The organism is Hyphomicrobium sp. DY-1 (assembly GCF_047497105.1).
Lineage (GTDB): Bacteria > Pseudomonadota > Alphaproteobacteria > Rhizobiales > Hyphomicrobiaceae > Hyphomicrobium_B.
In genome coordinates, this window is the sequence record NZ_CP134870.1 from 3,170,879 (window position 1) to 3,182,912 (window position 12,034).

General features: G+C 61.0%; 9 protein-coding genes. 3 read left to right on the plus strand and 6 right to left on the minus strand.

Annotation, left to right across the window (positions count from 1 at the left end; translation table 11 throughout):
- Positions 1-33 precede the first annotated feature (33 nt).
- From fdhF to RLW41_RS15370, 5 genes are all read right to left on the minus strand, one after another.
- On the minus strand, positions 34-2,931 hold the full coding sequence (gene fdhF, locus RLW41_RS15350; RefSeq protein WP_409563234.1) for a formate dehydrogenase subunit alpha: 2,898 nt from the start codon (positions 2,929-2,931) through the stop codon (positions 34-36).
- A 57-nt stretch (positions 2,932-2,988) separates the two neighbouring features.
- Entirely contained in the window at positions 2,989-4,554 is a 1,566-nt protein-coding gene (locus RLW41_RS15355; protein WP_414462027.1) for a formate dehydrogenase beta subunit, read from the minus strand.
- Positions 4,551-5,078, minus strand: a complete 528-nt coding sequence (locus RLW41_RS15360) for an NAD(P)H-dependent oxidoreductase subunit E (protein WP_414462028.1) — start codon at positions 5,076-5,078, stop codon at positions 4,551-4,553. Before RLW41_RS15360 ends, RLW41_RS15355 begins: the two co-directional genes overlap by 4 nt.
- Positions 5,079-5,281: 203 nt before the next feature.
- A complete protein-coding gene (locus RLW41_RS15365; protein ID WP_409562507.1) occupies positions 5,282-6,187 on the minus strand; it encodes a LysR family transcriptional regulator in 906 nt (301 codons plus the stop codon).
- An 80-nt stretch (positions 6,188-6,267) separates the two neighbouring features.
- Entirely contained in the window at positions 6,268-7,008 is a 741-nt protein-coding gene (locus RLW41_RS15370; RefSeq protein ID WP_409562508.1) for an SDR family NAD(P)-dependent oxidoreductase, read from the minus strand.
- Positions 7,009-7,537: 529 nt separating this feature from the next.
- Between RLW41_RS15370 and RLW41_RS15375 the strand changes: the two genes are divergently transcribed.
- The 3 genes from RLW41_RS15375 (at position 7,538) to RLW41_RS15385 (ending at position 10,860) form a co-directional block, all read left to right on the plus strand.
- The gene (locus RLW41_RS15375) at positions 7,538-9,454 is read left to right on the plus strand and encodes an EAL domain-containing protein (RefSeq protein WP_414462029.1); all 1,917 of its coding nucleotides are present in this window, start codon (positions 7,538-7,540) and stop codon (positions 9,452-9,454) included.
- 118 nt (positions 9,455-9,572) lie between these two features.
- Positions 9,573-10,430 (plus strand): TIGR01459 family HAD-type hydrolase, encoded by an 858-nt coding sequence (locus tag RLW41_RS15380; protein WP_414462030.1) that lies wholly within the window; start codon positions 9,573-9,575, stop codon positions 10,428-10,430.
- A 31-nt stretch (positions 10,431-10,461) separates the two neighbouring features.
- Positions 10,462-10,860 carry a YybH family protein gene (locus RLW41_RS15385; RefSeq protein ID WP_409562511.1) on the plus strand — a complete coding sequence of 133 codons (399 nt, stop codon included), beginning with the start codon at positions 10,462-10,464 and terminating at the stop codon, positions 10,858-10,860.
- Between the two features lie 27 nt (positions 10,861-10,887).
- Here the strand turns inward: RLW41_RS15385 and RLW41_RS15390 are convergent, their stop codons facing one another.
- Complete coding sequence (locus RLW41_RS15390; protein ID WP_409562512.1) at positions 10,888-11,886, minus strand: NAD(P)H-quinone oxidoreductase; 999 nt, start codon at positions 11,884-11,886, stop codon at positions 10,888-10,890.
- Positions 11,887-12,034: the final 148 nt, after the last annotated feature.

The following is a 12,034-nucleotide window of genomic DNA, read 5'->3' on the forward strand; positions in this document are numbered from 1 at the left end:
CAGTCAACTCCGGGAGGGTCGGCTGAGAGGAAATTACTCCGCCGGCTCCAGCTTCTTGTCTTTGGAGATGCGCTTGTTCTCGAACTCGCGTTCCTGCCATTCCTCCTGCCACTCGGACGGGTGGTTGGAGACGTGAACCTGTACCGCCGTCACCTTATACTCGGGGCAGTTGGTCGCCCAGTCCGAGTTTTCCGTGGTGATGACGTTGGCGCCGGTCACGGGGTGGTGGAAGGTCGTATAGACGACGCCTTGCGGCATGCGATCCGAGACCTTCGCCGTTAACGTGGTGGCGCCGACGCGGCTTGCAAGAGACACTTTCATGCCGCTCTTGATGCCACGCACCTCCGCGTCGTGCGGATGAAGTTCGAGGATGTCCTCCGGGTGCCACGCGACGTTCTCAGTGCGCCGGGTCTGAGCACCGACATTGTACTGTGACAGGATACGTCCGGTCGTCAGGATCAGCGGGAAGTTGCGGTTGGTGCGCTCGGCGGTCGGGACGAAGCCCGTCAACATGAAGCGGCCCTTGCCACGCGTGAACTCATCCGTGTGCATGACGGGCGTGCCGACCGGATGTTCTTCATTGCACGGCCACTGAATGGAGCCGAGCTCGTCGATGCGGTCGAACGAGACGCCTTCGAAGGTCGGCGTGACGCGGGCGATCTCGTCCATGATTTCCGACGCCGAATTGTAATGCATCGGATGACCCATCGCCGTCGAGAGGCGCGAGATGACCTCCCATTCCGCCATGCCCTGTTTTTCGCGCATGACCTTACGGACGCGGTTGATGCGCCGCTCGGCGTTCGTGAACGTGCCATCTTTTTCGAGGAACGACGTGCCGGGCAGGAAGACGTGCGCGAAGGCGGCCGTCTCGTTCAGGAACAAGTCCTGCACGATGACGATGTCCATCGATTCCAGCGCGTGCTCGACGTGGTGCGTGTTTGGATCCGACTGGGCGATGTCTTCGCCCTGGATGAACATGCCCATGAACGTGCCGTCGGAGGCCGCGTCGAACATGTTGGGAAGACGCAGACCCGGTTCCGGATCAAGCTTGGTGTTCCATTCCTTCTCGAAGATCGTGCGCACTTCGGCGTTCGAGACGTGGCGGTAGCCGGGGAACTCGTGCGGGAACGAGCCCATATCGCATGAGCCTTGCACGTTGTTTTGGCCGCGCAACGGGTTCACGCCGACGCCTTCGCGGCCGATGTTGCCGGTCGCCATTGCGATGTTGGCCATGGCCATGACCATCGTCGAGCCTTGGCTGTGCTCGGTGACGCCGAGGCCGTAGTAAATCGCAGCGTTGCCGCCGGTCGCAAAAAGGCGCGCGGCTTCGCGAACCATTTGCGCCGGAACGCCAGTAATATGCTCGGTCGCTTCGGGGGAATTTTCAGGGCGCTTGATGAATTCTTCCCAGCGATAGAAATCAGCGGGTTCGCAACGACGTTTGACGAACTTGGTGTCGATCAGATTTTCGGTCGCGATCACGTGACCGATCGCGTTCATGACCGCGACGTTGGTCGAGGGTTGAAGCTGAAGATGGTAGGCCGCCTCAACGTGTGGCGAGCGCACGATATCTGTGCGACGGGGATCGACGACAATCAGCTTGGCGCCTTCGCGGATGCGCTTCTTCATGCGCGAACCAAAGACAGGGTGACCGTCGGTCGGGTTGGCGCCGACGACCATGATGACGTCCGTCTTATCGACGCTCTTGAAGTCTTGCGTTCCGGCCGATTCACCGAACGTCTGCTTCAAGCCGTAGCCCGTCGGCGAGTGGCAGACACGGGCGCAGGTGTCGATGTTGTTGGTGCGGAAGGCACCACGAACCAGACGCTGCACGGCGTAGACTTCCTCGTTCGTGGTGCGCGAGGAAGTGATGCCGCCGATGGAATCCTTGCCGTATTTCTCTTGCGTGTCCTTGAGACGTTTCGCGGCATAGCTGATGGCTTCATCCCACGACACGGCCTGCCACGGATCGGTGATCTTTTCGCGGATCATCGGCGTCAACACGCGATCCTTGTGCGTCGCGTAACCGAACGCGAAGCGGCCCTTGACGCATGAATGGCCTTCGTTGGCGCCGCCGTCCTTGTAGGGCATCATGCGGACGACTTCCTCGCCACGCATTTCGGCCTTGAACGAGCAGCCGACGCCGCAATAAGCGCACGTCGTGACGAGCGAATGCTCAGGCTGACCGTGATCAAGAACGGACTTCTCGATGAGCGTTGCTGTCGGGCAGGCCTGGACGCAGGCGCCACAGGAGACGCATTCCGACGACAGGAATTCTTCGTCCATACCGGCAGAAACGTGAGAAGCGAAACCGCGGCCATCGATCGTCAAGGCGAACGTGCCCTGCACTTCCTCGCAAGCGCGAACGCAGCGCGAGCAGACGATGCACTTCGACGGATCGAACTGGAAGTAGGGATTCGACTTGTCTTTCGCCTTGAAGCGGTCGTTGGCTTCGCCGTCTTTCGTTTTGGCGAAAACGTGGTTCTCGCCGTCGTAGCCATAGCGGACTTCGCGCAGGCCGACTGCACCCGCCATGTCCTGCAGCTCGCAGTCGCCGTTGGCGCCGCAGGTCAGGCAGTCAAGCGGATGGTCGGAGATGTAAAGCTCCATCACGCCACGACGGAGGTTGGCGAGACGAGCATTTTGCGTCGTGACCTTGATGCCGGGGGCGACGGGCGTCGTGCAGGACGCAGGCGTTCCCTTGCGGCCCTCGATCTCGCACAAGCAGAGACGACACGAACCCCACGGGTCGAGGCTGTCTGTGGCGCAGAGCTTCGGAATTTGAATGCCGAGCTGCATCGCGGCATTCATGATCGACGTGCCTTCGGGCACCGTGATCTCGCTGCCGTCGATTTCGAGCGTCACCATTTTGGTGGCTTCGTGAACATCGGGCGTAGGCGTGCCGAAGTCGGTCTCTTTGATGAGAGTCATCGGCTTGATATGCTGGTTCATCGAGCGTCCTCTTGGAGGTCAGCTGATCCTGAAACTTTATTCTGCGGCATCTGCGAGAAATTTATTAGGCGACGGCTTGTGGAAGTCTTCCGGAAAGCCACGCACCGCGCTCATGACAGGGAACGGCGTGAGGCCGCCCATTGCGCAGAGCGAGCCGTCGGTCATCGTTACGCACAAGTCTTCAAGCAGCGCCAAGTTCTTGTCGCGGTCGACGTCGTCGATGATGCGGTCGATCACCTCGACGCCGCGCGTCGAGCCGATCCGGCACGGCGTGCACTTGCCGCAGCTTTCGATCGCGCAGAATTCCATCGCGAAACGTGCCTGCTTTGCCATGTCGACCGTGTCGTCGAAAACGACCAGGCCGCCGTGGCCGACCATGGCGTCGACTTTGGCGAATTCTTCGTAATCCATCGGCACGTCGAACTTCGATGCCGGGATGTAGGCACCGAGCGGACCACCGACCTGGACAGCGCGGACGGGACGTCCCGTCGCGGTGCCGCCGCCCCAGTCTTCGATCAACTGACGCGTGGTGACGCCGAACGCTTTCTCGACGAGGCCGCCCTGCTTGATGTTGCCGCCGAGCTGGAAGGCGAGCGTGCCGCGCGAGCGGCCGACGCCGTAGTTCTTATAAAACTCGCCGCCCTTCGACAGGATGATCGGCACGGCCGCGAAGCTCATCACGTTGTTGATGATGCTCGGTTTGCCGAACAGGCCTTCAATGGCGGGGATCGGGGGCTTGTAGCGAACGATGCCGCGTTTGCCCTCGATGCTTTCGAGCATCGACGTTTCCTCGCCGCAGATGTAAGCGCCGGCACCCATCCGGACGAAGAGATCGAACGAATAGTTCGTGCCCTGGATGTTGTTGCCGAGCCAATTGGCCTGGCGTGCGATTTCGATGGCTTCGCGCAGCACGTGCACCGAATGGGGATATTCGGATCGAACGTAGATGTAGCCCTTCTGGGCACCGCCCGCGACGGCGGCGATGGTCATGCCTTCGATCAGGCAGAAGGGGTCGCCTTCCATCAGCATGCGGTCGGCGAAGGTGCCGCTGTCGCCTTCGTCGGCGTTGCAGACAACGTACTTTTCGCCCGGCGGCAGGTCGTGAACCGTCTTCCACTTGATGCCGGTCGGGAAGCCTGCCCCGCCGCGGCCGCGAAGACCCGACGTCGTCACTTCGGTAACGATATCCAGCGGCTTCATCTGCAAGGCTTTGGCAAGCCCCTCATAGCCGCCGTGGGCACGATAGTCTTCGATGGAAAGCGGATCGGTAATGCCGCAACGCGCAAACGTCAGCCGTTCCTGGCTCTTGAAATAGGGAATCTCTTCAGTCCGGCCGTGGCCGAGACGATGGGATTTGCCTTCGAGGAAGCCAGCTTCGAAAAGGCCGGCGACATCGCCCGGCATCACCGGACCGTAGGCGACGCGGCCATCCGCCAACTCGACCTCAACGAGCGGCTCAAGAAAGAGCATGCCGCGCGAGCCGTTGCGGACGATCTGAATATCGAGGTTGCGAGATTTTGCCTCTTTGGTGATCGCAGCTGCGACTTCGTCGGCGCCGACGGAGAGCGCTGCAGCGTCTCTTGGAACGAAGACCCTGATCATTCTGCAGCTTCCTTGTCGAGGGCGCCGATAATTTCGTCGAAACGCTTAGAATCGACCATGCCATAAAGTTTTTCGCCGACCATGATGGCCGGCGATAGCGCGCAGTTCCCAAGGCAGAAGACCTGTTCGATGGTGACCGAACCATCGGCGGTGGTGCCGCCGAGTTTGGTCCCAAGCGATTGCTCTGCGTGCTGACAGAGCTTCTCAGTGCCCATCGATTGGCAGGCCTCGGCGCGGCAGATCTTGACGACGTGGCGGCCGACGGGATGGCGTTTGAATTCGTGATAGAAGGTCAACACGCCGTAGACCTCGGCGCGGGAGCGGTTCAGTGCCTTGGCGATCACCGGCAGCGTCGCATCCGGCACGTAGTCAAGCTGATGCTGCAACTCGTGAAAAATCTCCAGTAGCTCGTCGGGCTTGTTGCCGTGACGGGCGCATACCGCCAAGGCCGCAACCTCAGCGGGGTCCATGACTGGCGTTGGCGCCGTCGAAGTGCCGTTGTTTTGGCTGGCTTTCTTCGCCATGCGTGGCGTTTCCTCGGTATTGTTGGCGGTCTTTCGTGCCGCAGTGCGCACTTTGCCGCATAAACGGTTAAGTGGTTCAATCCGCACCTCGGTTCAAATCGATATAGTCGATATCTCTATAGACGCCGTCAATGATGCGGCGCAAAAACTAGGCCGAATGGCATAGTTTTGAGCATTTTCTCGGGCTAAGTAGCCGGAAAATTTCAGGAAATGCGTTTTGCAGAAAGAGCGGTCGCGGCCTCTCTGAAGGCCCGTACGAGCGGTGCAACGGGATCACGATCCTGTGTGATCATGCCGACGCTGTGCGCCACCTCAGGATCTACAAGAGGAATGGCTCGGATGCCGGGATCGTCGCCTAGGAGATTCAACAGATAATGGGGCATGACGCTCGCCAGCCCCATGAGGCGGACGTTGGAATAGAGATTGATCACGGAATTGGTTTCGAGCGCCGGTTCCGGGTGGCGGCCGGCGACCTCGAAAGCATGGTCGATGATGCGCCGGTTCTGCATGTTCGATGTCAGCAGGCCGAGTGGAAGCTCGGCTGCATCACGCCAGCTCACCGCCTCACGGTCGGCCAGCGGATGGTCTTCCGGAATAAAAAGACAGTAGCGCTCGACGTAGAGCGGGGTGGCGACGAGGCCATTGATCGGCTCGTTGTCGAGGTAACTGATCCCGGCATCGATTGTATACTCGTTGAGGCCGCGCAGGATTTCCTCGGAACTCATCGACATGATCGTGAAGTTGATCTGCGGATGTAGGCGCTGCACGTCGCGCGTCAGATAGGGCAGAATCGGCAGCGCCGACGGAATGGCGCCGAGAACCAGGCGGCCAGTCAGGCCGAAATCGCTGATCGCAAGCTGCGCCAGCTCCTGATGCATCGAAGCCCAATTGTTGAGAATGAGCTGCGCCCACTTGAGGACACGTTCGCCTTCCTGAGTCAGACCCTGATAGCGTTGGCCGCGTTCGACGATGGGCACGCCGAGTTCAAGCTCAAGCTGGCGGATGCGGCCAGAGAGCGTCGGCTGCGTGACGTTGCAAGCCTGGGCAGCGCGCGTGAAATGCTTTTCGCGCGCCAGTGCAACGAGATATTGAAGCTGGCGGATATCCATTTTCGACGCTCTCGCTTGAGAGAGCGCCGGTTATCGGGGTTTCGCCGGGCAAAAGCAAATCGCGCACTGAGGGCCGGATTTCAGACGTCAATTCCGGTGGCGTCGAAGACGTGGCCTGAAAGTGTGCGGCCGCGGCGGGAAGCCAGGTGCAGCGCGAGAGAAGCGACGTCGGGTTCGCTGGCGAGATAGGCTCCGCCGCGGCCGTCGAAGAAGGCGCGGGGGCCAACACCGTTGATGCGAACGCCCTTATCGGCCCAGGCGCGGGCTTCCTGCGCGATCATCGCGGCGAGTGCCGTCCGGATGACGCCGCAGATCGCGGCCGAGCGGGCATCGCGGGGTTCTGGCATGTTGACGACGTTGAGGACGAGGCCTTCGCTCATGACGAGGCACATGCGATTGGCGATCACCCGGGTAAGCTGGGCGAGGGGTGCAAGCTTTGATTCTATAAGGGCTTCGAGATCGGCATCGTCGTCGATGGCATCGATCTCGTCGGCCGAAATCGACGTCATGTTAATGGCGGCGTCGAGACCGCCAAAAGCCTGAGCCGAGGTCTGGGCGAAGCGCGCCGCGGAATTTGCAGTCGAAATATCGAGAGTATGGAGGCGAATCTCGCTAGCGCTCTGGGATAGGAAGGCGAACAACTCAACGAGTTCCGGCGACAACTCGGCGGTATGGGCGACAAGGCGGACGTTGAGATCGGCAAATGTCCGGGCGACGTCGATGCCCGAGTTTCCGGTGAGGCCGGTGATAAGGATGCGCGCCCGCGATAACTCACTCGAAACTTCTTCTTCGACGCTGGTACCAACTCGATCCATGTACATGGCGCTCTTCCCCTCCTGACAACACGCTGAACCGGCGAACGCGAGAGGCGCCGTCGGCAGGATGATAGCACGCCGATTCGCCTAACGAGACCTAAACAGCCAGCCGATTCGGGTTTGGGGGAGACGGGTCAAGGGCGCTTTTGAGACTATGCACCGCGCCACGCGTTATAAGGCTGTGACCCTGACGCCCCGCACAGGCATCCATCTGCCCTTAGTGCGGGCGGAGGGTGGAAAAGGTGGTGATAGTTCGAGGCGCGCACGTTGCGCCGCGTTTCACGCCTCTGCGAAGGTTGAGACTGACGAATCGACTAGCTGCTTGGATAAGATGACAAAACAGGACAACTCGAAGCCGCAAGACAGTGTCGCGCCTGCCGACACGGCTGCACCATCGCCGGCTCTTGTGCCTGGTCCCGCTTTTGGGCCTGGTCCGGCTCCAGGACCTGCTCCGGCAAATGGGCCGCCTGCTCCAAGCGCCGCTGCACCATCCCAGGATTCGCCTCGCGAGGTTAAATCGCGGGATGGGCTGATCGTGGCGTCAATCGTCATCGCTTCCGTTGCCGTGGCGGTGATGTGCTTTGCCCAGCTCGGGCTGGCGCTTCCTGTTGCTGGCGCCGTGGGCGTCGTAACGCTGGCGCTGTTGATGCTTATTCATAAGCAGATGCAGAAGTCGGCGCAGATCGCTCAGCTGAAGGCGGAGCTGGCCCAAAGCCGCCTTGCCGGCCGGCCGAAAGGCGGAATGCGTCCGGGCCCCGCTACCCAGCAGGCCCAAGCGCAGCCTCAATCATCGCAGAGCGCGACCGAAGCTCGGATTCGCGAATTGAGCCGTGACATCGGCAACCTTGTTCCGCGCTCGGATGTGGCGCCAGCCGGCGCCCAGGGTCCGACGCAACCGTTCGTCGGTCCGCTCGCGCCCGAGCAGGGGCCGCGGAAGGCGCAGCGCGCGCCGTTACCATCTATCGGTGAAGCAGCGGCGAAGTCGGCAAGCGAAGCGGGCGCCGGTCCGTCTCTGCAGGGACCGACTGTAAAGCCTCCGGTTTCGGCGCCGCCTGCCGACACGCAGTTCATGGGGCCGCAACCGCCGCAAGGGGATGCGCCGCGCGAGCAGTGGTCGTTCCGGCCTCGTACCGATGCCCAGGCGTCCGTGCAGGGCGCGTCGGCCGCGAGCAACGCCATGAACGGCAACGCACAGGCACCAGTCGCGACGACCATCGAGGGCGATCTCGAACTCGTGCAGCGTAAGATCAAGGAACTCGCTGACGAGGTGAACGCGGCGGAAGCATTGCGTCCCAAGCCGCAGCTCGTTGCGACTCGTCCGAGTGGACCGTCGAGCCCGCTGGAAGACTCCATCGGAGCGCTGCGCGCTGCTGCAAAGAGCATGCGCGGCAGGCCGTCTCTCGGCGATTTCATTCCGAAGTTCGAAACGCAGGCTGCCGAGCCGAAGCCCGATTCCCGACCACAGTCGATGCCTGCGCAGCCAGCTGCTGCTCCGGCGAACCCCGCAACGGGTTTCGGCGAGCTCGTCATTCCGGCGACGGCAGAAAGAATCGCGGGTTCGGATGCCGATGCGTCTGCCTCTGCTGCTCAACTATCAAATGCTGCTGAGCGCGATGTGGCACCTCCCAACCTTGAGCTGCCGCTTCCCGATTTCTCGCTGCCGTTGGGGCCGACCCTACCGCCGCGTGCGGCTGCGATCAGCAGTGCTGTTGACGATGGAACCATCGACGTCTTGCTTGGGCCGATCGTGACGCTGTCGGAGCATTCAGTCAGCCACTACGAAATGACGGCGAACCTCGTTTCGCCGACAGGCGAGACACTCACCTTCAGCGAGGACGATTTTGCGCTGATCGATGGTGAACGCGATGCGAAATTTGATATTGCGCGTCTCAATCGGGCCGCTGCGCTGGCGGCGCGGATGGATGCGCGTGATCGAGAAGGTTCGCTGCTCGCGGAATTTTTTGGCTCCTCGATGACGAGCAGGGCTTTTCTTGAAACCTTCGCGAACGCCTACGAAACGCGGCAGCGAATTTCGGCACAGCTCGTACTGACGTTTACGCAGCGTGCGGTCGACGCGTTCTCACCGGCGGCTTGGCAGGCCGTGCGCGATATGCACGCGTTCGGGTTCCGCTTTGCGCTCGACAAGGTTCGTCACGTGGGGACGGATTTCGCGGCGCTGCAGAGATCGGGCTTCCGCTTCGTTTGCATTGACGCTCAGACGCTGCTCAATGGGCTGGCCACACCAGAGCGGCTTGTGCCGGCCGAGGAAATTCTGCAGCGGGCGACGCTGGCAGGGCTTTCGATCATTGCGGCGGGCATTCAGGACGCAACAACGCAAAAGCGGCTGCTCGACGCCGGTGTGCTGTTAGGTCAAGGGCCGTTGTTTGGAGCGCCGCGACAGGTCAACGTCGACGGCGGCGCGGGGCCGTCCGATCAATCGGCGGCGGCTTGAGATAGCGTAGCGAAGTTAATGACTGTGACGACGGCGCCGGATGACAGTCCGGCGCCGCGTCGTTTATAGGGCCGTTTATCGGGGCCGCAGAGCGCGCGCTCCATGTAAAGGCCTGCCGATGACCGACATTCCCGTTCTCTCGTCCATTGCGCCGTTCGCGGAAACATCCGAGCTCTGGTTCGTCGATATCTGGGGCGTGATGCACAACGGCGTGCGGCCGTTCGCGTCGTCGGTGGCGGCGTGCGAGGTTTTTCGCAAGCGGGGTGGAACAGCACTGTTGGTGACGAACTCGCCGCGGCCGCGGGAGAGCGTGGGCAAGCAGCTCGATAGCATCGGCGTATCGCGCGATGCTTATGACGGCATTGTCAGTTCGGGAGACGTGTCGCGCAGTCTCATCGACGCGTGGGCGGGGCGGCCTATTTTGCACATCGGGCCGTCGCGCGATCTGCCGATCTTCGCGGGGTTGAAGGCTCAGCCCGGCGCGACCATCGAGGATGCCGAAGTTTCGGTCTGCACCGGTCTTTACGACGACGAGACGGAAATGCCGGATAGTTACGCCGCGATTTTGGAGAAGCTTCGTGCGCGCGATGTGCCGATGATCTGCGCCAATCCGGATCTGAAGGTCGAACGTGGTGGCCGCATCATCTATTGCGCCGGAGCGATTGCAGCGGCGTATACGGCGCTGGGCGGGACCGTCAATTACGCCGGGAAGCCATATCGGCCGATCTACGACCTCGCGCTCAAGATCGGCGCAGAGAAACGCGGTGCGGCGGTCGACAGGGATCGGGTGCTGGCGATTGGCGACGGCGTGGCGACCGACATTGCGGGAGCGGCCGCATTCGGTATCCGTTCTGTGTTTATCGCGAGCGGAATCTCCGTACGGTCAGACGAAACGATGGACCACGCATCGCGCCGCCTATTCGCAAACGACAGCGCCGCGAAGCCGGTTGCGGTGATGAAAGATTTTGTTTGGTAGCTACGGCTCAGCAATACCGAACGGGACGGAAATGTCGGATCACGAATTGAAGCGCGTTATCGAGGCCGCCGATGAGGCAATCATGGCGGAAGATTTCGACGCGGTGAAGGACTTCTACCACGATCACGCAACGCTTGTCGTCAGGCCAGGATTGAATGTCTCGGGCAAAGCAGACATCCGCAAGGCGTTTGTCGCGATTGCCGATCACTTCAACCATTCGCTTAAAATTACTCAAGACAAGATGAAGATTATCGAGGCCGGCGATGCGGCCCTTGTCATCGCGGAGGCGATTTTGACGACGTCGGGCGCCGATGGCACAGAGACAACGCTGGTCAGACGATCGACTTATGTCTTCCGCAAGAACGCTGGCGGTAAGTGGCTTTGCGTCATCGACAACTCCTATGGGACCGAGCTTCTGGATGAGGCTTAGGCCCGGATCCACTGGTAAAATTAAGTCTCACAAAATCGTCAAAACGATTTTGCCGATGTGGGCGCCGCTGTCGATGCGTTTGTGGGCTTCAGCGGCGTCGGCCAGCGGGTACGTGCTGTCGAGCGGGATTTTGATCTTGCCGGCAACGATCAAGGGCACGACGTTTTCGGCGATCGCGTTCGCAATCTCGCCTTTCACTTCGTTCGAACGAATGCGCAGCGTCGAGCCCGTCAGCGTAAGGCGCTTCAGCATTACGCGCATGAAGTCGACTGTTGCGGTAGAGCCTTTCTGGAACGCGATGTTGACGAGACGGCCATCGTCGGCGAGCGAGCGAATGTTTTTCTCGATGTAATCGCCGCCAACCATATCGAGGATGACATTGACGCCTTTGCCTGCCGTCTCGGTCTTGATGACTTGAGCGAAATCCTGCGTGCGATAGTTGATCGCGATGTCGGCGCCGAGCTTGCGGACTTCTTCGCATTTCTCGTCGGAGCCAACGGTCGTGAAAACCGTGGCGCCGAATGCTTTGGCAAGCTGAATGGCAGTTACGCCGATGCCGCCGCTGCCGCCATGAACGAGAAATTTCTCGCCGGCCTTCAATTGTCCGCGCTGAAAGACGTTGTGCCAGACAGTGAAGAAGGTCTCAGGGATGGCAGCCGCTTCAACGAAAGAAATAGCATCCGGCTTAGGGATGCAGGCGAGTTCCGATACCGCTGCATATTCGGCGTAGCCGCCGCCGGGCACGAGGGCCAGTACGGCGTCGCCGACGGCGAAGCGTTTCGCGCCTTCGCCCAATGCGGCGATGGTGCCGGAGACTTCGAGGCCGGGGAGTTCGGAATGGCCTTTCGGCGGGGGATAATTTCCCTGCCGCTGCATTACATCCGGCCGATTGATGCCTGCTGCTGCAACCTTGATCAACACTTCGCCTGCCTTCACCTTGGGTAGCGGCAGTTCCGTCATCGTCAGGACTTCGGGGCCGCCGGCTCCGTTGATCGCTACGGCTTTCATCGTAGTGGGAAGGCTCATCACGTTTGCTCTCTTGGTATTTTGGCTGGCGAGAGGAATGCACCGCAAGCGCCGCCGGGACAAGGCGGGATGGAGACGCGCCCTCTCTGCTGCCTCCGATCTCGACCCGCGGCGGCATCTTCAATAGAGTGGGGGCATAAGAGCCGGA

What these genes read in the sequence shown, in the direction of transcription:
- fdhF (WP_409563234.1), bottom strand. Translation starts at nt 2,931, where the DNA reads ATGACTCTCATCAAAGAGACCGACTTCGGCACGCCTACGCCCGATGTT.
- RLW41_RS15355 (WP_414462027.1), bottom strand. Translation starts at nt 4,554, where the DNA reads ATGATCAGGGTCTTCGTTCCAAGAGACGCTGCAGCGCTCTCCGTCGGC.
- RLW41_RS15360 (WP_414462028.1), bottom strand. Translation starts at nt 5,078, where the DNA reads ATGGCGAAGAAAGCCAGCCAAAACAACGGCACTTCGACGGCGCCAACG.
- RLW41_RS15365 (WP_409562507.1), bottom strand. Translation starts at nt 6,187, where the DNA reads ATGGATATCCGCCAGCTTCAATATCTCGTTGCACTGGCGCGCGAAAAG.
- RLW41_RS15370 (WP_409562508.1), bottom strand. Translation starts at nt 7,008, where the DNA reads ATGTACATGGATCGAGTTGGTACCAGCGTCGAAGAAGAAGTTTCGAGT.
- RLW41_RS15380 (WP_414462030.1), top strand. Translation starts at nt 9,573, where the DNA reads ATGACCGACATTCCCGTTCTCTCGTCCATTGCGCCGTTCGCGGAAACA.
- RLW41_RS15385 (WP_409562511.1), top strand. Translation starts at nt 10,462, where the DNA reads ATGTCGGATCACGAATTGAAGCGCGTTATCGAGGCCGCCGATGAGGCA.
- RLW41_RS15390 (WP_409562512.1), bottom strand. Translation starts at nt 11,886, where the DNA reads ATGAGCCTTCCCACTACGATGAAAGCCGTAGCGATCAACGGAGCCGGC.